General features: G+C 31.1%; 18 protein-coding genes. 7 read left to right on the forward strand and 11 right to left on the reverse strand.

Translation table 11 applies throughout. The features are described from left to right. Positions 1-213: 213 nt before the first annotated feature. Both EHE19_RS13880 and EHE19_RS13885 read right to left on the reverse strand, forming a co-directional pair. Entirely contained in the window at positions 214-2,730 is a 2,517-nt protein-coding gene (locus tag EHE19_RS13880) for an ABC transporter permease (RefSeq protein ID WP_137696716.1), read from the reverse strand. After that, positions 2,731-3,411, reverse strand: a complete 681-nt coding sequence (locus EHE19_RS13885) for an ABC transporter ATP-binding protein (RefSeq protein WP_137696717.1) — start codon at positions 3,409-3,411, stop codon at positions 2,731-2,733. It lies immediately after the preceding gene. A gap of 525 nt (positions 3,412-3,936) precedes the next feature. On the opposite strand from EHE19_RS13885, the gene EHE19_RS13890 reads away from it, so the two are divergent. The 4 genes from EHE19_RS13890 (at position 3,937) to EHE19_RS13905 (ending at position 8,133) form a co-directional block, all read left to right on the forward strand. After that, on the forward strand, positions 3,937-5,481 hold the full coding sequence (locus tag EHE19_RS13890) for a spore germination protein (protein WP_137696718.1): 1,545 nt from the start codon (positions 3,937-3,939) through the stop codon (positions 5,479-5,481). Next, positions 5,478-6,641: a Ger(x)C family spore germination protein gene (locus tag EHE19_RS13895; protein ID WP_137696719.1), complete on the forward strand. Its 1,164-nt coding sequence runs from the start codon at positions 5,478-5,480 to the stop codon at positions 6,639-6,641. The genes EHE19_RS13890 and EHE19_RS13895 overlap by 4 nt, the downstream gene beginning before the upstream one ends. A gap of 52 nt (positions 6,642-6,693) precedes the next feature. Beyond that, on the forward strand, positions 6,694-6,918 hold the full coding sequence (locus EHE19_RS13900; RefSeq protein WP_137696720.1) for a hypothetical protein: 225 nt from the start codon (positions 6,694-6,696) through the stop codon (positions 6,916-6,918). A gap of 87 nt (positions 6,919-7,005) precedes the next feature. After that, complete coding sequence (locus tag EHE19_RS13905) at positions 7,006-8,133, forward strand: GerAB/ArcD/ProY family transporter (protein WP_171003516.1); 1,128 nt, start codon at positions 7,006-7,008, stop codon at positions 8,131-8,133. A 367-nt stretch (positions 8,134-8,500) separates the two neighbouring features. On the opposite strand, the gene corA is transcribed toward EHE19_RS13905, so the two are convergent. From corA to trmB, 4 genes are all read right to left on the reverse strand, one after another. Further along, on the reverse strand, positions 8,501-9,565 hold the full coding sequence (gene corA / locus EHE19_RS13910; RefSeq protein ID WP_137696722.1) for a magnesium/cobalt transporter CorA: 1,065 nt from the start codon (positions 9,563-9,565) through the stop codon (positions 8,501-8,503). Positions 9,566-9,749: 184 nt separating this feature from the next. Beyond that, the gene (locus EHE19_RS13915; RefSeq protein ID WP_137696723.1) at positions 9,750-10,472 is read right to left on the reverse strand and encodes a helix-turn-helix domain-containing protein; all 723 of its coding nucleotides are present in this window, start codon (positions 10,470-10,472) and stop codon (positions 9,750-9,752) included. A 336-nt stretch (positions 10,473-10,808) separates the two neighbouring features. Next, complete coding sequence (locus EHE19_RS13920; protein WP_137696724.1) at positions 10,809-11,534, reverse strand: class I SAM-dependent methyltransferase; 726 nt, start codon at positions 11,532-11,534, stop codon at positions 10,809-10,811. A gap of 157 nt (positions 11,535-11,691) precedes the next feature. After that, the gene (gene trmB / locus EHE19_RS13925; RefSeq protein WP_137696725.1) at positions 11,692-12,354 is read right to left on the reverse strand and encodes a tRNA (guanosine(46)-N7)-methyltransferase TrmB; all 663 of its coding nucleotides are present in this window, start codon (positions 12,352-12,354) and stop codon (positions 11,692-11,694) included. Positions 12,355-13,536: 1,182 nt separating this feature from the next. On the opposite strand from trmB, the gene EHE19_RS13930 reads away from it, so the two are divergent. From EHE19_RS13930 to EHE19_RS13940, 3 genes are all read left to right on the forward strand, one after another. Beyond that, the gene (locus EHE19_RS13930; RefSeq protein ID WP_137696726.1) at positions 13,537-14,382 is read left to right on the forward strand and encodes an undecaprenyl-diphosphate phosphatase; all 846 of its coding nucleotides are present in this window, start codon (positions 13,537-13,539) and stop codon (positions 14,380-14,382) included. 664 nt (positions 14,383-15,046) lie between these two features. After that, positions 15,047-15,991 carry a hypothetical protein gene (locus EHE19_RS13935; protein ID WP_137696727.1) on the forward strand — a complete coding sequence of 315 codons (945 nt, stop codon included), beginning with the start codon at positions 15,047-15,049 and terminating at the stop codon, positions 15,989-15,991. 290 nt (positions 15,992-16,281) lie between these two features. Further along, positions 16,282-18,543, forward strand: coding sequence for a WG repeat-containing protein (locus EHE19_RS13940; RefSeq protein WP_137696728.1), 2,262 nt, complete (start codon positions 16,282-16,284; stop codon positions 18,541-18,543). A gap of 216 nt (positions 18,544-18,759) precedes the next feature. On the opposite strand, the gene EHE19_RS13945 is transcribed toward EHE19_RS13940, so the two are convergent. The 5 genes from EHE19_RS13945 to EHE19_RS13965 form a co-directional block, all read right to left on the reverse strand. After that, a complete protein-coding gene (locus tag EHE19_RS13945) occupies positions 18,760-19,533 on the reverse strand; it encodes an SDR family NAD(P)-dependent oxidoreductase (protein ID WP_137696729.1) in 774 nt (257 codons plus the stop codon). A 413-nt stretch (positions 19,534-19,946) separates the two neighbouring features. Then, the gene (locus EHE19_RS13950; protein ID WP_280513976.1) at positions 19,947-20,084 is read right to left on the reverse strand and encodes a CPC_1213 family protein; all 138 of its coding nucleotides are present in this window, start codon (positions 20,082-20,084) and stop codon (positions 19,947-19,949) included. 403 nt (positions 20,085-20,487) lie between these two features. Then, positions 20,488-20,970 carry a hypothetical protein gene (locus EHE19_RS13955; RefSeq protein ID WP_137696730.1) on the reverse strand — a complete coding sequence of 161 codons (483 nt, stop codon included), beginning with the start codon at positions 20,968-20,970 and terminating at the stop codon, positions 20,488-20,490. Positions 20,971-21,133: 163 nt separating this feature from the next. Then, the gene (locus tag EHE19_RS13960; protein WP_244648247.1) at positions 21,134-21,382 is read right to left on the reverse strand and encodes a hypothetical protein; all 249 of its coding nucleotides are present in this window, start codon (positions 21,380-21,382) and stop codon (positions 21,134-21,136) included. Between the two features lie 229 nt (positions 21,383-21,611). After that, positions 21,612-22,145, reverse strand: coding sequence for a methylated-DNA--[protein]-cysteine S-methyltransferase (locus tag EHE19_RS13965; protein ID WP_137696731.1), 534 nt, complete (start codon positions 22,143-22,145; stop codon positions 21,612-21,614). Positions 22,146-22,262: the final 117 nt, after the last annotated feature.

Genomic DNA, 22,262 nt, shown 5'->3' on the forward strand with positions numbered 1-22,262 from the left:
GAGTACAAGTAAACCAGTAATATAATTTTAACATCAAGGCTTATAAAATAATTAGCATAACGTGTTACTTTATCTAGTTATGCTAATTATTCTAAACTGAGTTTACAGATAACTACTCATTACTAATACTTGTACGCGAGTACAACTTAGATAGATGGAGTACGTCATTACCAGCACTCTATTTTATTTTTAACTATTCTCCTAATTATTCTTCTATTCTTCCAATCTAAGGGCTTCCACGATATTCATATCGTTTAGTTTTCTTAGTGGGAAAAGTGCTGCCAGCAGGGTAATTATAATTATGCCTACGCCACCTGTTACATATGGCCAGATAGCAGCACTATAGCCTATCTCGCCCAATGGATTATTATTTACAACTCCAAAATAGGTAAGGAAAAATGATATGGGCAGCCCTATTATACATGCAATAATACCAAACAATGCACCTTCTAACAGTACCAACTTTTTAAACTGCCACTTTGTCATTCCTATTGCTTTAAATGTTGCATATTCTCTCTTTTTAACCAAAAGGTTTATAGTCACCGTATTGATGATATTGACAGTTGATATCAGAATAATCAGACCAATGAAACCGTAGACAAGAACTGATATCTGAAGCTGTAAATCATCACTTTGCTTTTTTAGTGTATATACATCAAAATAAATAGCATTATTTTCATCAGCAATGGCATTAAATTTTTCAAAATACTTATTAGAGTAATCAGGCGAATCAAAATTCATTCCAATAACAGACAGACCATCTGTACCCGTCAAAGCTTTATAGTTTTCTGATGACATTATTATTCCATAGCTGTCGTAAGTTAATGTATTATTTATTATCTCATAATCAACTACTCCTGCCACTTTGAAGGTAATAACTTCACCACTGTCTATAATCTTTTTCATTTTTTCTTCATCTGGTTTTTCCAAATAATCAGAGGTAAGTACTGGAAGTTTTATTTCATCGCCAACCTTATATTTTGTGAAGTTATCATAAAATCTTGTATTATTTTCATCAAAACCACCAGCTTTTTGGAATATAATAACCTCCTTGTTTTTGTTAAAACTCTGATAGTCAACTTTCAGCTTATTTTCTGTTGCTAGCAGCTGCAAAGTATTTTCATCGTACCCTATTAACTGAGTTCTGCTGACAATATATTTATCCTTGTATTCCTTAGTTGTTTTTAGCTTTTTAATAGATATAGCAAATTTATCATTAACTTTGCTCTTATCTATTGAATATGGAATTTCGCAGTTATTTGTTTTAAATATTTCTTTTACACCTTCAAAATTCTCAACTTCCTTTGCTAATTCTTCCTTTAAGTAACTGCTTCCAGATTCTTTCTGAGTAAAAGCACCTTCAATCTTAACACTCTGTGTTGCTATTTTATTACTTTGAAAAAATATATCAATAAAATTTGAGAAAAATACAAACATTATCAAAGATATCATTAACGAAATACAGGTTACATAAAATCTCTTCCTGCTTCTCTTTATGTTTTTATAAGCCACCTGTCCTTCAAATTTAAAAAACAATTTTGCTAATATGGCTCTTCTTCTCTTTACTTTGTCACCCTTAACAACCATTGTCCCCCTTATAGCATCTATAGGAGAAACCTTTGACGCAGTTCTTGCTGGAAAAAATGCCGAAATAAATACAGTTGCAACACCTAATACCCCTGCCCCTGTTATTACCTGAGGATAAAACCCAATTTCAAAGGCTCCTAGAAAATCATCCAGTAATAAATTAAAGGTAATCATTATTCCTGCAAAGCCTGTCAAAATACCAATTGGAACAGCTATTGCACTCATTAAAGCAGCCTCTTTAAATACCAGCTTTCTTACCTGTGCTTTAGTTGCACCAATACTTCTAAGAATTCCAAAATGCTTAATGCGTTCCATTACAGATATATTGAAGGCATTATAAATAACCACCACTGTACATAGAACCACAATTGCTAATATCAAGCTAAAAACTTTTTCTATATCATCATTTTTTTCTTTATCCGGCCCTTCTCCTATTAGGTATAAAAGTTTTTGGTTAGCATCTAGCTTTACATTGTTAGCTTTTGCTATCTCTTGGGCTAAAGCAACCTTTCCCTTTTTCTGCTTTAGATTTGTAAAATAGTAATAGTCCTTTGAATCATCAGATGAATCAATGTCCAAATAGCTTATTGCCAAATTCTTCACTTCACTGCTTTCAAAAGCACCAACAATTGTGTATTTAGCTTCTGTAGCAGAACCTTCTTTGGGTTTAAGCTGGCCAGTTAGCGTATCTCCAAATTTCTTATCCTTTAATATTGCATAAAATTTTTTATCAACAATAACTTCTGAACCGTTATTAGGTAGTCTGCCTTCAGTAATTTTTACTCTGAACACATTCTTAAAAGCTTCAGCATCATAGGCTCTAACTGCTATGTTTCTAAGAGAATCTGTAAGAATATTAGTATCTATTTCAAACATGCCCTCCTCTTTAACAGCAGCTCCATTTTTGATTTCTGCATTTTTTGAAAGTATACTTACTTGTTCTTTGCTAGCATTATAAAATACTACCTCATAATCTCCTTTATCTTCTTTAGCCCTCTCTATTTCACTGTTTATAGCGCTGTAGTATATGCTTCCAATGCATGTAAACATAGCAATTGCTATAATTATTCCAATTAAAGTAAGCACTGTTCTTCCTCTATGCTTCTTTAAATATTTCGTGGTAAGAACTGAATATTTTTTCATTTATCTCACCACCTCATCAGAAGATATCCTGCCATCAACTATACTGATAACTCTGTCCGCCATTGACGCAATGTTCATGTCATGGGATATTAATATTAAGGTCTGATTATATTTTTTTGCTGAATATTTTAGCAATTCCAAAACCTCTCTTGAATTCTTTGTATCCAAATTACCTGTTGGTTCATCTGCTAATATAATGGATGGCTTGTTTGCCAATGCTCGCCCAATGGAAACACGCTGCTGCTGTCCTCCTGATAATTCTGACGGAAGATGCCTTCTTCTATCCTTCAAATCAAGTATTGTCAACAGTTCTTCAATATACTCCTTGTCTTCTTTTCTATTATCTAAAAGAAGAGGCATCAATATGTTCTCTTCAGCTGTTAAAACAGGAATCAGATTATATGCCTGAAATACAAAGCCTACCTTTCTTCTTCTGAGTATTGAAAGATCATTTTCTTTGAGTGAGTAAATATCCATATTGTCTATGAATACTTTACCAGATGTAGGCTTGTCTACTCCACCTAATAAATGCAGAAGTGTACTTTTACCCGAGCCACTGGGTCCAACGATAGCAACAAATTCTCCTTTTTTCACTGAGAAACTTATATTATCAACTGCTATTACCTCATTTTGACCTTTACCATATTTTTTAGTTAAATTTTCAATTCGTAATACTTCCATTTTATCCTCCCTTGCCTAGCATAGGCTTAAAAAATATTATCTTTAACTGCTGCCACTTTATACGTAGCTGCATTATTTCTGTATCTATTTGATTTACCCTCATAAACCTATAGACATTAATCAGGTGCTTTAATATCCCAACTTTACAAACACATTATCTTATATATTTGATTATACGAATTGAAAATTACAAATACATAAATTTAAAACTTACAATTATGTAATTTAAATATGTAATCTTTGAATTAACTCGATGAGTAATTATTATTAACTAAAGTTCAGATAAACTACTTATTACTAATACTTGTACGCAAGTACAAGTAAACCAGTACAATATTAATACCCTTAGCTTGTACTAATGCAAGTACGGCTTAGAAAATGGGCTACCTGACTAAAGTTGTTATTTCAGTAAATATTTTAAAATTTATTATCGTTTAAAATCTAAGTATTTATTTTTCATAATTGTTAATAATACTTTTAATGAGATTAAGGTATAAAATAAAGTTTTTACCTATGGAGGTAATGATGTTTAAAAAGATAATAAATAAAATTACAGCAAAAAATAATTCTAAAAATGAAAATAATACTGATAATTTATTTATTTTAAGCAAATCTTTAGAAGAAAATATTTCAAATATTAAAGAGCAGTTTGCAGATGATGATACTTTGATTATTCGTTCCTTTGAAAATGCTCAAAATAAAGATATAAAGTTTAGCATTGTGTTTACTGACGGAATGGTAAGCAGTACTCAGCTCAATGATAATATCATTAAGCCTTTATTAACATATACCGGATTTAATACTAAATTAAACTTAATGGATGCAATAATATATCATGTATTATCCTCTAATAGCGTAAAAAAATTAACAGATGAAAATGAAATAATTGATTCAATAGTAAGGGGAAATCCTGTCCTTTTTGCACAAGGTGAATCTGAAGTTGTAAGCATTGACTCAAAGGGTTGGCAAACTAGAGCCATCTCAGAGCCTGAGGTAGAAAAGTCATTGCGTGGTTCAAGGGAAGGATTTACAGAATCTTTGCTTATGAACCTTACAATGATAAGAAGAAGACTTGCAACAAATAAATTAAAATTTAAAATGCAAGTTTTAGGTAAGCAAACGAAAACCAAGATTTGCATATGCTACTTGGACGGTATCGCTAATAAGAAAATTTTAGATGAACTTAATAAAAGGCTGGATAAAATAGATATTGATGGAATTACCGGTTCAGGAATTATTGTAGAATTCATTAAGGACTATCCATATTCTCCTTTTAAAACAATTGGGGGGACTGAGAGACCTGATGTTATAGCCACAAAATTACTAGAAGGGCGCATTGCAATATTTGTAGATGGCACCCCCTTTGTATTGACTTTGCCCTATGTATTCATTGAATATTTTCAAACAAGTGAGGATTATTACCTTAATTTTTATTATGCTTCAATAAATAGACTCTTAAGAATACTCAGCTTTTTTATAACAATAAGTGCACCTGCATTATATATTGCCATAACAACCTTTCATCAGGAAATGATACCAACAGTATTTGTTAGAAGTATTATAGCAGCAAGGCAAGGGGTACCATTCCCAACAGTTTTGGAAATGGTAATGCTTTTAATTGTATTTGAATTGCTAAGAGAGACAGGTGTACGTATGCCATCATTTTCCGGAACAGCAGTAAGCGTGGTTGGCGGTTTGGTTTTAGGCTCAGCAGCTGTTGATGCCAGAATAGTAAGTGCACCTGTAGTAATTGTTGTAGCACTAACTGCTGTTACAGGGTTGACTACTCCAAAGATTAAAGGCCCCGCTATTCTATTAAGATTTATACTAATAGCACTTTCAGCAACAATTGGATTGTATGGATACTTATTCGGAATATCAGCGCTGTTAATACACTTATTGCAATTGCGTTCTTTTGGTATTCCTTATATGCTCAGTATAACAAATTTCAGATTAAACGATATGAAGGATACAGTAATCAGAGCACCTTGGAATTTTTTGAAATACCGTTCTGAATTTATAGCTCCGGACAATCTTGTCAGGAATAATTCTGGGGGTAAAAAGAAATGAAAAAAGCAATATTTTCAAAGAAATTTATTATATTACTAGTGCTAATAATAGTTATAAATTCAATACTATCTTGTGGCTGCTGGAATTATAAAGATATTGAAAACTCATTACTGGTAACAGGCTTTGCTATTGATAAAAGTGAACGGGAAGGTAAGTATCTTGTTACAGTTGAAGTGCTTGATTTTGAAATGTCAGGAAAGGAAGCAAAGCAAACTACAAAGTTTATTGAATTAAAGGGTAAAACAATCTTTGACGCAATAAGAAATGCAATCAATCTAGGTGGTAAAAAGCTTTATTGGCCACATGCAAATATCGCAATAATTAGTGAGCAAATAGCTAGAGAAGGAATTACTCCCATAATAGATTTCATATATAGAGATTCCGAAATACGAAGTGAATTGAATTTAGTAATATCTAAGGAAAATACTGCAAGAGAAGTGTTAATGCAGGATATGCTCATATCCCAAACCAGTTCAGATTGTATTCATAATATGATACACGGACAAAAAATAGCAGGAAAGTTCCACAATATTATGACATATCAGCTACTAAGCTATATAGTTTCGGTTGATGGTATATTGCCTGCAATTGAACTTAAGGAGAATCTTGGCAAAAAAACAGCCCAACTTACAAGTACCGCTATTTTTAAGTCCGACAAGCTGGTTGGATATTTTGATGAAGAAGAATCCCAAGCTCAGCTTCTTATATTAGACAAAATAATGGGAGGAGTTATTACAATTAATGAAGATAACTCTACTACCTCCGAGATAGCCTTGGAAATATTTAAATCTAAGACAAAAGTTAAGCCAAGATACATTGATAATAAACTGACAATAGATATAGATGTTAAAATAGAGGCAGCAATTGCTGAAAATGCAACAAATGAAAATTATATGAGTGGCAAGAACTTCTTAAAATTAAAAGAAGATGCTGAAAAAAAGGTAAAAGAATCTATTGAAAATGTAATTAAAAAATCACAGCTAGAATATAATGCGGATGTCGTTGGCTTTGCACTAGAGGTACAACGTGATTTACCCAAATTATGGAGACAAGTTGAAAATAATTGGGATTACACTTTCAAAAATATAGAATCTAATGTTAATGTGTCAATTCAAATAATAAACAGTGGATTTACTAAAAAGTCAATAACAGTCAAGTAACAACTTAAGCAAATAATATAACTTGGTATTAAATGAAACATCGGAGGTTATCATGCCAGTAATTTTAATATTTTGTACCATAACTGTTGCTCTATTTATTATTTTTGAATTGCTTCCTTTATTCAGAGAAAAAAAATGGAAGGCATTTTGGACATATTTAATTCTAATTTCACTTGCATATATAAATGAAGTACTAATAAACTTTGGTATCAAATTACCAAGTCCCTCTACGCCAATTGCTAAAATACTTACATTTATTTTTAGGTTAGAGGAGTAAAAAATATTAAAATGAATATAAAGGTGGTGCTAAGCCCATGCCAAATCTTATTATCTTGATATTCTAGTATTTGGTATGGACATAATTATGAAAAAAGAAATAATCCCTATCAGACAAGGAATATATATAATAATAATGTTTTTTACTGGCAGCTTTGTTTTGGTAGGTACAAACATCCAAGCAAAGCAGGACGTGTGGTTATCTGTTATACTGACAACAATAGTATCTATTCCAATACTATTTGTTTACTCAAAATTACTTACAACATTTCCAGGAAAAAATATACATGAAATATTTGTTGAAGTATTTGGAAAAATAGCAGGTAGAATAATATCTCTGTTATTTATTTGGTATACATTTCATCTAGGATCATTGGTAATACGTAATTATTCCGAATATGTTAATATAGTAGCTTTTCCTGAAACTCCTCAAACGGTAAGTGTGTTTTTAATTGGCTTATTGTGTATATGGATGTCAAAAGCCGGAGTTGAGGTATTAGGACGTTGGGCGTCTTTTACTGCTCCATTTATTTTAGCCATCCTTGTAGTTGCAATTTGTCTTTCCTTAACTAACGCAGACTATGAAAATATAAAGCCAATTTTATATAACGGAATATCACCAGTTATATCAACCTCAGTTTCGTTTTTGTCCTTTCCATTTCTTGAGGTGGTAATATATACAGCGATTTTTAACACTCTAAATGATAACAAAAAGACCTTTAAAGTTTTTTTTATTAGTGCAATAATTGGAAGTATAATACTACTATTGGTTTTGATGAGAAATATACTTGTGTTAGGTTCAAATATTATTAATGATACATTTTTTCCTGCAATACTTGCAGTAGAAGTAATAAATATTGGTGTTTTTATTCAAAGAATAGAAGTAGTAGTGTCAATTGTATTTATTTTGGGAGCATATGTTAGAATTAGTTCTTGTCTTTTAGCTACCTCTGTTGGTGTTGCTACGGTGCTTGATATTGATAATAAAAATTATCTGATAGCACCATTGGGATTTTTGATGATGTGTATCTCAATTCTTGTTTATAACAGTACTATGGAAATGTTTGAATGGCTTAGAAAATATTACACATATTATGCTTTCCCTTTTCAAATAGGTTTACCAGTTATTACGTTAATTGTTGCAAAAATCAAAATGAAATTTCAGAAAAACAAACAAAAAGAAGGAATCAAAATCAGTGAACCTCAAACACAATGAATAAGTAGCAGTTGTAACACAAAAAACAGATCATTCAACAGTCAACTGCTTAAATAAGTATCCACCCATTCAGTATAACTAATAGACGCTGAAATAATCGTGTTGAAGAACAAGCAATTATGCCGACCATATAACACAAGGAATCCTGTCTTGATTAATTACTCACAACTCCTTAACTTTCGCTGCAGGCTAAAATACTTGTTCTTCACTTACTATTTATAGCATCTTATTAAATTTTATAGTATCAAAATCTAACCTAGGTTCGAAATTGTATATATTGCTACTATTACTATTTATTGTAATAATTCATCATTATATAGAAAGCATTGTATTTCTCCAATCCCCGCTGAGTATAGAAACTTAGAAATTACCACCACTTTTTTTTCTTAAAATAATATAACATTGTGCCTGCAATTGACAGCATAACTAGCCATAAAGCTGGATACATCCATCTCCAACTCAGTTCAGGCATATTGGGGATATTCATTCCATATACTCCAACAATAAAGGAAAGTGGCATGAATACTGTTGAGATTATGGTCAAAACCTTCATGATTTCATTCATCCTATTGCTTGTGCTAGAAAGATATACATCCATCATTCCAGACAGAATATCCCTAAGTGTTTCAGTTGTATCCATAACCTGTACTACATGCTCATATAAATCCCTGATATATATTTCTGTAGCTTCCTTTATCAAATGGCTATCTCCTCTTCCGAGAGAAGACAGAACATCTCTTAAGGGCCATACACCTTTATGCATAAACAATACCTGTCTTTTTAATTTATTTATTGTTATAAGCGTTTTATCTGATGTATGGTTAATCATATCATCCTCTGCTGCTTCTATTGTCTCGCTGATACATTCTAATACATTAAAGTAATCATCAACAATTATGTCCAATAAACAGTACAACAAATAGTCTGCACTTAGTTTTCTTTCACGAATCATACCCTGCTGCAATCTTTTTATAACAGGCTCAAACACATCAATGTCTCTTTCAGAAAAGGAAATGATATAATTGCTGCCCAAAATAAAGCTAATCTGCTCAATATTAAATTCATTATCCTTAGAATTATAAAATAGCATTTTAGCTGAAATATACATATATTTGTCGTAATATTCTATTTTAGGTCTGTGATCGGTATTCAAAATATCTTCCATTGCAAGAGGGTGTATATCAAATACTTCACCAATTCTAGAAAGAATATCAATCTGATAAAGTCCTTCAACATTTATCCATTTAACAGTTTTCCTATTGTAATCCAATTCAGATAAATCATCCAGCTTTAGTTCTCTTTGTTCAAAGAACTCTTCATCGTATTCAATTAGAGATATTAAGGTTTTATCTCTTTTTTTATCGCCTATGTAGACCAAGCTTCCAGGTGGTAAGCCTCTATTTTTAGAACGTGATTTGATTATCTTATGCATACATACCCTCCACGCTTTCTTTTTTAGCTCACACCATACTGCAAAATCACTTGCGGTTTTGTGGATGTAAAATGCACCATATTGGTACAAAAGGAATACTCAAAAATAAGAAAAGATTGATAACTGCACGAAATGTACGCTTCACCATTCATAATCTAATCCCCATGACAATTACAATTAGCAACTAAAGTTCAATTTCCAGTTTTATCAATTTTGCTATTACCTTTATTTCTTTTATGCTTATAGTCTCGGTTATTAGGTTTCCTTTGTTGTAAATCAGAAGCAGCTTATCAGCCTGAATTCTCTTGACCTGCCTTACAGCTCTTAACCCATTATACTCAACAAAATAAATACCGTCTTTATCTATTTCACTTACCAAAACTGAAAAGGCTCTATCTCCTTTATGAATTCTAAAACCAGACATATCACTATCTTCTATATTAAGATAAAAAACCTTTTCCTTGGTAAATCCCTCAACCTTATTTTTTTCAATTGGTAAAAGTTTTTTGTCTATTACTCTATCCATTTTGTAGTCATATATAGGAACAGTTTTAAGAATATTGCCAAAAGCATCATCCCATACTTCTTGTATAGGTTGTTGAGAACCAGATTTTTGAGTAGTACTTACAGCAACTTTTGGCTTTATACCAACAGTGGCATGGGGAACTCTCCCTGTGTCCTCGTCCTTTGACGGAGCAATATCATCTGAAGCAAATAGTCCAATTGGACCAAGTTCAAAATCTAATGCCTTTGAAAACCTACCTATCATATCATCACTAACAATTTTTCTACCTGATTCTATGTCAAGAACAAATCCCTCAGATACACCTAATTTCTTAGCAAGCTGCTTTGGAGATATGCCTTTTTGTATCCTTAATTTGTTAATTTCCTGGCCTATCCTACTCATCTTAATACATTCCTTTCCTTTTTTTAATTCTGTGAATAATCAACTTCCCACTTAAATAGCACATAGCAGGTGAAGAACAAGTACCTACATAGCTTTTGAATATAGCTGTAAGTATCATACCAAGTACAAATGCAGTATGCTTTGTGGTATATGGTATGCGAAAAAACTTGTTCTAAACCTCAAGCATTTCAAATTGAATTGGGTAGCGAACCCTAATTGACTTTAGTTATTGTGTTCCGATTCTATATTTTATATATATTTAACAACATCTCTTTAAATAAAACTATCAGCAACTACGTGATTTGGCATTTATAAAAGTAAAGTAAATACCAAATATCACCTAGCCCATAAAACCAACATAAATGAATTATATTTATCAAAAGCATTTCCTGCAAAATCTCCAAAGAGATTAACATTTTTAAAACCAGCATCAGTTACTGCTTGCAGCAATTCTTCTTCAAGCAGCGGATATAGAGGTATTTCATTTTCAAAGGATTTATTATCAACTGTTAATTTTGTATTAAAATATATTGAATGCTGCTGCTTATTATAGCTGTAGTTTCTCTCAAAGGTAAGTCCAATACTTTCGTCAGTAATGGTAGGCAAGCTTTTTATATTCTTTAATAAAACTCTATCAAAGTTAATTATCTGTAGAATCAAGCTTCCGCCAGTATTTAATAAATTATGTGTACTGCATATAAAGCTTTTTATTTGCTCCAAATTTTTCAGATGCACAATAGAATTTCCAATGCAAAAGACTACATCAAATTTACAGAATATTTTACTTTCTAAGTCCAGCATATTTGCCTGTATTGACTCAATAGGCTTTCCAACTGTCTCTGATTTAATCCGCAGCTGTCGAACCATCTCAGCGTCTATATCTGATGCCGTAAGTTCATAGCCCTGCTTTGCCAATTCAAGAGAATATCCTCCTGTTCCGCAAGCAATATCCAATATAGTTTTAGGCGGTTTTCCAGCAACCTCTTTTATAAATCTAACCTGCTCATTCCCTGTTGGAAATATATAGTCGTAATACTGCGATATCTGTTCATAAAATCCCATATGAATTCTTCCTTTATAGTTAAGATTTATATACTACTGCTTTGCGAAATCATTGCTATCAGCTAAACATCCGATGATATTGGACGATAGTTTGAGTTTGAAAGCTACTCGATATCTTTGCACGAACATAATGCAATTAATTTTTTTCACAGAGCTTTTATTTGTTTAGCAACGCTATTAGGAATTTTGTTGGTATTCCCTGCTCAGTAAACATTATTTCATGCTCTGTAGGAATGCTTCCCTCAAATCCGCTTGCATGTAAATCCTCAGTTATATACTTTATTATAAACCCATTTTCTTCAAAATATTTTATTGAATGCTGGAAGAGTTCATCATTATCAGTTTTAAACCAAATTTCTCCACCATCCTTGAGAAATGTCTTATATTTAACAAGCTGTTTGCTATGGGTAAGCCTTTTCTTATTGTGTGCCCTTTTAGGCCATGGGTTACAAAAATTAATATATATTCTTTCTATATCATCAGTGCTGTCAAGCATATTATCAATCAATTCTATATTATGTGACATAAGCTTTATATTGTTAACAGAAGTAATACCTGCTTCATCATATTTCTTTACAATTTTACGCTTTGCAAGGGCTAAAACTTCACTTTTTATATCTACAGCAATATAATTTATATGCTGATTAGCAGCACCCATTTCAGAAATAAATACACCTTTACCACACCCAAGTTCTAAATGAATTGGATTGTTATTATTAAAAAGTTCCTGCCATCTACCCTTGTATTTAGGAGGGTCAGAAATAAAGAAATGGCAAGCTGCTAATTCGGGCCTTGCCCATGGTTTTCTTCTAAGTCTCACATTAACACATCCTATATTTATTATTTTAAAATTTTAAAGTTTAAATACTTTTTTACATATTGAAAACCCACACGTGGGTTTTTGCTGCTCGAAAATGCATCATGTTTGCACAAATTATAATTTCGAGCTTATATCATGTAGCTAAAAATTTGATACTTTAGCCATACACTTTAAGTATAATTTAAAATTTTAGTATGCTCACATGCATTTTATATTCTACCCATCACACTGCTAAAAACCCACACGTGGGTTTTTGCTGCTCGAAAATGCACCATGTTTGCACAAATCATAATTTCGAGCTTATATCATGTAGCTAAAAATTTGATACTTTAGCCATACACTTTAAGAATAATTTAAATTTTTAGTATGCTTACATGCATTTTAAATTCTACACATCACACTGCTAAAAACCCACACGTGGGTTTTTGACGCTCGAAAATGCACCATGTTTGCACAAATCATAATTTCGAGCTTATATCATGTAGCTAAAAATTTGATACTTTAGCCATACACTTTAAGTATAATTTAAATTTTTAGTATGCTCACATGCATTTTAAATTCTACCCATCACACTGCTAAAAAACCACACGTGGGTTTTTGCTGCTCGAAAATGCACCATGTTTGCACAAATCATAATTTCGAGCTTATATCATGTAGCTAAAAATTTGATACTTTAGCCATACACTTTAAGTATAATTTAAATTTTTAGTATGCTCACATGCATTTTAAATTCTACACATCACACTGCTAAAAACCCACACGTGGGTTTTTGACGCTCGAAAATGCACCATGTTTGCACAAATCAAATTTTCGAGCTAGTCACATCTAATTTTACAGTTAGTATCACACTTGTGTCTACTATAAATTTAAACATATTTTTGTAGCATATTTCACCTAGATTTTTTCATACATACATATTAGCTATATATTATTTATTTCCCAAAACTCAGACAAACTCATGTTATACACGTAAAAATAATTTGGAAATATCAGCAATAAATACAGCTTGTAAAAATTATTTCAAATATCATTGTAATATATGTTATTATATGAAATATGCTTATCTTAGAATATAAAGAAAAGGCCATTAGCTAAAAAGAATGTGGAAGTAGTAGTCAAAAGACGCATACCTCCACCATATCTTTATCAAATTTAGTGCCTTAATCCGGCGTGGAGGTTAGTATGGATAGTATATTGTTTATTTTAAAATCAATTATATTAGGTATCGTTGAAGGAGTTACCGAATTTTTACCAGTTTCTTCAACTGGACATCTAGTAATTTTTGAGAATTTATTAGGTTTTAAAACTATAAGTTCAAACTATGTTGAGATGTATACTTATGTTATTCAGCTTGGTGCTATATTAGCTGTTATAATTTTATACTGGAGCAAGATTAAAGATACACTTGTAAATTTCTTCCCACATAAGGTTGGTTATTCAAAATCTGGTTTCAAATTCTGGTTTATGATTTTTATTGCTTGTATTCCCGGTGGAATATTTGGAGTGTTACTTGATGATATAGCTGAAGAGTACTTATTCAAGCCCTTACCTGTTGCAATTACTCTGTTTTTAGGAGCTATATGGATGCTATACGCAGAAAACAAATTCAGAAACAACAATCTTGTAAAGCAGGAATTAAGTGTTACACCTAAGCAAGCTTTGATTGTTGGTGCATTTCAATGTTTGGCAATAATTCCGGGCATGTCTCGCTCAGCTTCAACTATTATAGGAGGTTGGGTATCAGGTCTTTCAACTGTTGTTGCAGCTGAATTCTCCTTCTTTTTAGCAATACCTGTAATGGTGGGCATGAGTTTTCTGAAGATAGTTAAAATGGGCGGCTTTGCTACTCTTACTCCTCTAGAAATGACTTCTCTAATTGTTGGGTTTATTGTTTCGTTTTTAGTAGCATTAGCTGTAATTAGCAAGTTTATTAATTATCTAAAAAAGAAACCTATGAAGGTTTTTGTATATTATAGAATGATATTTGCTGTGATTGTGTTGTTAGCTGGGTTAGTTGGGTTATTTTGATTACACTATCAATTAAAATAAAGTTTTATGTTTTCATATAGTGTAGTTTTCAAGACAATTACTATCGGCTATATATAAAATGATATAAGCCGATAGTTTTGTTTATTTTAATAAGTTTATAGTTAATAGATGCGAAAGATAATTTATTAACATAGACTAATACCTAAATAGTTCTCAAGTTCTTCTATAAACAAAAAGTGCTTGTACAAGGCGATTTATCTGCGTAAAATTTTTTATATAAACTATCTTTATATAACTTTTTAGCGTTCCTGCATGCCTTTTTAAGATTAACCTCAGAATTCAATAAGTCAAAATGATTATCTGCTTTATCATACTTTATCTTTAATATTGCGCTTAACTTTTTAAAATATTTCTGTCTAGTACATTGCTTTCTAAAAGATTAAAATAAAGAAAAAACCAAAGTTCTACGCATTCATTTGACCATATTGGTATGTAACCTCTTTTTTCATCAGTAAAAAAACATCATTAAATTGTCCACGATAAATATTAGTAATATTTGAAATTTTAATAAAATGCTTACTAAATTGTATTGTTTATGTAATTTATTAAGCTTATAATGTGCTTAGGATTAAACTCATCTTTCAGGTCTTAACATTTCTTTTAAATTAGTGATGTCTTAATAATTTATATTGGAGGTTATTTTATGAGGCATGTAAATGAAATAGTTCCCTACAATGAATTTTGGGGAAATTGCATTACAAATATGTTTACTTCAATTCTTCAAAAGGAACACCCCAGCTATGTGCCACTAGTTTATTCGAATAGTTATGAGTATCATATCAGTCCTTTCCGTTTAGATTACACCAAAGAATATTATGATTTTTTTGGAGATAACATTTTTGTTTTTAACAGATATAATTTTTTCAATAAAGAAAATTTCCTTCCGGAACTAAAGAATATAATTATTAATAATCCGTATGTAACCTTATATGTTGATTTATTCTACTGGAATAAGGACTGTACATATTATAACAGAATACACTCTAATCATTTTGCATTTGTTATTGGATTTGATGAGGAAGAAGATGTATTTTATGCCTTTGAAGATGATGTCAGTTTAAACTATGACTTACGGAAAATTCCTACTCAAAATGTTATACAGGCTTTTCATTCAGAGTTTAAGGAAGATTATGAAGATTATAGAATTATTACATTTAAAAATAATGATCTTAAGCCCTATGTCTTAGACTTAGATAATATTAAAGCAGATTCTGAAAGGTTGATACATAGATTAGAATTTTTTCTAGAAAGAAAACATGTTCTAGACGAGGAGCGTCCTCTTACAGAGATTACTAACGTCCATCACTATACATATGAATTCGGAAAAATATCTAACAGGATGAAGGGAAATATCATTTTCTTTAGAAAATTAAGAGATAGCGGTATTATCAGCCAAGAACTTTCTGATGAACTTATTCAAATTGCTGATGAAATGATTAAAAAGTGGATGCTGGTTAAAAATATTTTCTTTAACCACTGTCTGCGCAAGAAATTTTCAGAAATTGAAAAGGTTGAAAAACGCATAAGTGAACTTTTTATAAAAGAAAAAGATATGTGGTCAAAGCTTGTAGAATATAAACCTGTTTAAGCATTCGTTATATTACCTAATAAAAAGCAACGTTACCTTTTAGATATTAGAAAAGATAGATGCTTTCTTTGACAAGCAATATGAATTATAGCAGCTTGAAAGAAAGTGGCTTTATAAGCTTCATCCTTATGGTGATGCTGGGTATAACAGAAATCAAAAAAGTATTTCTAAATTGTAACCACTTTTTTCTTTCATCTAGTATATACTTGTATATATAGAGTAGTGGACTTTTGATTATTAAAAGTCTATCTCTACTTAATTTTAGCAAAGTATATAGGAGAGTTGCATTTATGAAAAAAACTATTACCTTTTTGTTGTTGTTAGTTATATTTTTTACAAGCTTTAATATTAATACAGGAGCAGAAGAAATAACGCTCTTGCCAGCTGTTGAAACAACCAGTACTGGCGATAAATGGGGCTATATAGATCAAACTGGTCTATTTGTGATTAAGCCTACATATGACTTTGCTACAGAGTTCAATGACAAAGGAATAGCAATTGTCAAAAACAATACTAATAATGAATTTGATTATGGGGATGTTTATTTTATTAACAAATCAGGTGAGGTTGTTTCAGGCCCATTTACCTCATATACACCTGTATTTACAAATGGTTTAGCTATAATTGTAACTGATAAAGCAACCTCATTTGTTGTTGATGAAACAGGTAAAGTTATCTTACAGAGCAAATATCCTCTTGATAATTATTCAGAAAACCTATTAAGCTTTTATGATTCGTCAAAAAACTGCTATGGCTTTATGGACTTAAAAGGCAAAATAGTTTTGCCTGCAAAATACTATAGCGTGGAACCCTTTAAAAATGGAAAAGCTATAGTTCAGCTAAATGCTGATACATATTCTGTCATAGATAAAAATGGTAAGGTTCTAGAAAATATAAAAAGTTATAATAATTATAGTTCTTCTGAGGGACTTACTGTTTATTACGATGAAAAAAGCAGCAAGTATGGATATAAGTTATTTAATGGTACAGTTTCTATAAAACCACAATATAAATCAGCAGAACCCTTCAAGGACGGGTATGCTATAATAAGTATTTCTCATGGAGAATATGGACAGCGCTATGGCTTGATAAATAAAAAGGGTGAATACGTTGTAAAACCTGAGTATTCTGAAATTTTATATCTAGGACAGGGTTTATACGCTGTTGCAAAAAACTTTGACTTGTTTAGTAATTACTATGCCCCTAAAGCACTAATGAATATTAAAGGTGAATTGCTAACTGACTACCAGTTCAACAATATTTCAGAGTTTGTAGGTAAATATGCAATTGCAAATCAAAATGCCACTACCCTTTTCATTGATAAAGAAGGAAATATTGTAGAGAATCTTCCACAGCTTAAAGGCATTGGTTATATGGAATTTATTGGAGATATCATCAAAGCCCAGGTTGATGGTGGTTTAATATATTTTGACAATGAAGGTAATATTATATGGCAAAAAAATGATACAGTACCTCTTAGCAATAATATAAGTGTAAGCAAACACAAGTACAGAAGAGACTATCTTACGTATATTGAGTATCCTGAAGTAAAAGGTATGAAAGATACTGCCATTCAGGAAACCGTTAATGAAAGATTAAAGAAATTCTTCCTTGATGGCTATGAGGGTGACCCAGTTGAAATAAAGAGTACTACCTATGATAATGCAGAGTACCTAGATGAAGAATATTATGAAGACATTTCTATAAAATATAACCTTGAAAAAAATAAAGACTTGCTTATTATAGAAAAATCAGGTTATTGGTATCCTATTGGTGCTGCACATGGTATGCCTTCAAAAAAATATCTATATATCGACACTAACACCGGAGCATTTTACCAACTGAAAGATTTGTTTAAGGCTAATAGTAAATATTCAGAAAAGCTTTCCTCCATTGTAAATAACCAATTTGCCTTAAATAAAAGAATTGGGGATATATCTGGAGAAATTAGCTACTTTGTTGATAAGGTAGAGGTTTCAGCAGAGCAACCTTTCATTATAGGAAAAGACTCTTTAAAAGTATATTATTATCCTTATGATATTTCTAGCTATGCAGCTGGTTTTATTGAATTTGAAATTCCATATGGCCAATTAACAAGTATAATTGACACAAAAGGAGCCTTTTGGAATTCCTTTGATAAAGTAATATTATCAAAGAAAATAAACGTAATATCCTATGGTATTACTACTGATACTGTTAAATCTATAGAAAGTGTTATAGATTTCTATGAAAAAAATCTGATTGAAGCTATAAACAGCAACAAATTTTCAAAAGTAGAAAGCTGTCTGCTGAAGGGAAGTAATCTGTATAATTCACAAAAAAAGCTAGTTCCTTACCTTTATAATAAAAATACAAAGGAAAAGCTCATTAATTATGAGATTTATGCAATTGATTACGACTACGTAAACCAGCAATACAGAGCATATGTTTTGGAAGAAATCGCAATTAAATACTCTGGAAAAAACTATGTCAACAATAAATATAGTTGGTGTTATACCTTAAAGGCTGACAGTACAGGAAATTTAAAGATGACTGATATTTTCAAATGGTAATGAAGACATTGTTTAAAGGTGCATTAAAATTAGTAAAATTATTGAGATGATAAAAGAGGTTACAGATTGCTAAAAAGCTGTAACCTCTTTTAAAATGCTTAAATGTTAAATTAAATTACCGACAATTGCACTGTGTAGTTAGTAGTCATAATTTACACAATAAAAAGTTGGTAAGTAGCATATACAAGTATTAAATATACTCTATCATAAGCCACCTTAAACACATGTATATCCACCATCAACAGGAAGAATTACACCTGTTACATAGGCAGAGTTTTCTGATGCTAAAAATAAAGTAGCAGTATCTAACTCTCCCTCATTCCCATATCTTCCAACAGGAACACTGGCCTTCATATAGTTTGTGAAGTACTCTGTATTTAAAGTATCAACAGTTAACTCAGTAGCAAAATATCCCGGGCATAAACAATTTACAGTTATATTATGCTTAGCCCATTCCGCTGCTAATGCTCTGGTTAAATTCACTACGCCTCCCTTAGCAGCATGATATGCTGCAGCAGGTAATGCCATATTTCCAACCATACCATACATTGATGATATATTTATAATACGTCCATATTTATTTTCAATCATAAGTTTGCCAAACTCACGAGCTATCTTGAATACACCATCCAAATCAACTGAAATTGTATAACTCCAATCATCATCTGTAGTTTCTTCAGCTGGGCCAACACCACCTGAGCCTGCATTGTTAATCAATATATCAGCTTTACCATATTCAGCTTTTACAGCTGCAACTGCAGATTTAATTGATGCAATATCTGTGACATCACATTGTATTGATAAACATTTAACACCTAATTCTCTTAATTCATCTGCTACCTTATCCAATTTTTCTTTACGTCTGGCTAGTATTGCAATATCAGCACCTTGACCCGCTAATGCTTTGGCCATCTGTACACCTAGTCCTGATGAAGCTCCAGTTACTACAGCTACTTTACCCTTTAAATCAAATAAATTCTTTGAATTCATAATAAGCCTCCTATCCTATCTGAGCTACGATAATGTTAATATTTGCTAACAACTACTACTTCCAACTATCCTAAAAAAGATACATAAAATGTTTTAAATGAACTTTCGCACATAAAAGTCTATCGATGAGAGAGATTTAGCTGCGAAAGTTGTAGCTTTAATTAAATCTCAGCTTAAAATTTAGCATTCATATAATTAAACGAATATATTAAAAAAATAACAAACATCGTTATTTATTTAACAATTTAATTTTATCACACTAATAAAAATAAGTCCAGCAAAATTAATTTTTTGTCTTATTTAATAATATTTTGTCGTTCTTTGACTTGTATATATCCTTAGTTTATATCCTGTTTTTATATACTAATAGAAAAGACAGAGTTATAAAATCTCTGTCTTTTTTTTAAAATTCATTAATCTGTTTTTTCTGTCTCTTTTCCAAACACCGCTCTAGCACTTTCAGCTTGTGGGTTATGTTTTATATTCTTTGATGGGAAAGCACCATCTTGTAGTTTGCTTTTTGTATTTCTATTTTTCTTGTTTTTTCCCATTATTTTACCCATTATTATCACTCCAAAAATTTTATTGTGTGCTTATAAAAACAAATTCAATTTATATATAGTATAAATATAAATTATTATTTTATTCACTTAAGGCGGTACTTAGATTAATATATTTGCTTGAATTTGTGGGTGAAGAATAGTTAATTCTACTATGGTCTGTTGTAAAACAAGAAATAATATATATCTATAATAATCTGCTTATATAATACTCCCGTGCAATATATCTATTGCTTGCTCCCGAAATTAGCGCTGAAATAATTACGGTGAAGAACAAACACTTTTGACGACCGTATTACCAAGGTATCCTGAGTTAATACTTACAGCTACTTTACTTCCGCTATGTCGGCTATAATACTTGTTTTTCCCTTATTATTTCTAGCATCAATTCCAGTTATTCTTCTTTTAAAGCTTGCTCCTTTTTTTCCTTCTCTATCTTTCTCCAGTGGTAAGCGAAGGTTGGTAATGCAACTATTACAACAGCAATAGACTTTGCTACATTTTTTTTACTATTTATTAATTGGTTATTATAGTTCATTTTTTGATTATACTCATTTATTTTCTGCTCTTCTTCATATCTCTTAAATTCTTCTTCAGTCATAGAAGGAGTCTTCTGAATAGGATATGCCTCATAATAATAATTTGTAGGAAATAGGACATCAGTAATATTCTGTACTGTAAAAATCAATCCAATTAGTATCATCATTAGTGAAACAAAGCTTACTAGATATAAATATATGTTTCTCAATTTTGACATAGTTAACGCCTCTTCCTTTATAGATATTAATGCAAACAAACCAATTACAAAAATTATAAAAAGCACTAAGCTACCTATTATTAAAACTACCTCCATATCAAGCCATTTCAATTTATGCAAATATATTAACTCTCACCATGTAAAAATGTAGGTGTGAGAACTTATATATAAATTAATTCAAATTTCATATAAATAAGACAATACTTTGTAAGCTAACCATTTAAATTCCCACACCTTAAATTCCCACACCGATAGACTTATACACGCAAAATGTTCTATTCATTTATTCTACTTTTCCAACTGAATTTTCATATTCCTTTAACTCATCCTTAGATATTTTATCAACAAATGCATTTTCCAAAACACTCTCAGCAGAACAGCTTGTTGTATAGTACCAATCCTTAACACTCTTTTCAACCTGAGCATCAGTTCCTTCAGGCTTTTTGGGATATACTGCTATAACCTTTTTAGTATCCTTATCCTTTAATCCTATCCTTTGAGTTCCTTCAAATTTTCTCATAATTTTATTCATGCCCTGCATATGCTTACTCACTTAAGAGTAGGAGCATGAGTTTCTTCCCTCCTATATTCTATAATTTATTTTTTATTTTCTTAATTATTCCTGTTAATTTTAAATTTAAACTTTATAGTATAATGCCCAATTTAAATCAAAAAATTCTATTATATAAAAAAGTTCCATCATCCTAATTGGTATAATCCCCAATAAAGATAATGGAACTATTTTTTAAGATAATCCATATTTAATTATTTACATACTTTTTCTCTATCTCCAATAATAGCTTTTTTGTTGGCAGTCCATTACGATATCCAATTAGCCTCCCATCTGAACCAATAACTCTATGGCATGGAATAAATATAGGAATTGGATTTCTATTATTTGCATTACCTACTGCTCGACTTGCTTTTTCATTGCCAGCAGCTATTGCTATTTCCTTATAGCTTCTTGTTTCACCGTAAGGTATATCACATAGGCATTTCCATACATTTTTCATAAAAGGAGTTCCCTCTGGCGCTAAAGGAAGATTAAATACTTGGCGCTTACCCTGGAAATATTCATATAGCTGGCGGTTTGCCTCCCTTAGCAGGTCTGTTTCCTTTATGCTATAGTTATTTATATAATTATACTGTTCTCGCTTTTCATATTTATGCTTAAGTAAAGCTTTCCCCTGATTCAAAGATATATCAGCTTCAAAAAAAATATTTGTTATACTGCCAGCCTCTTCTGCTATGCCAATTTGTCCTATATCAGTCATATAGTAAAAAATACTTTTCATGGTATTAGCCAATTCCTTTCTTAGCGCCCACTTTCTTTTAAGTTGATTACTTTTTTATTGGCAGCTTAATAATGTATTAACAGCTCCATCTGCTCTGAACTTCCAAAAGAACCAATT

The organism is Ruminiclostridium herbifermentans (assembly GCF_005473905.2).
Classification (GTDB): domain Bacteria; phylum Bacillota; class Clostridia; order Acetivibrionales; family DSM-1351; genus Ruminiclostridium; species Ruminiclostridium herbifermentans.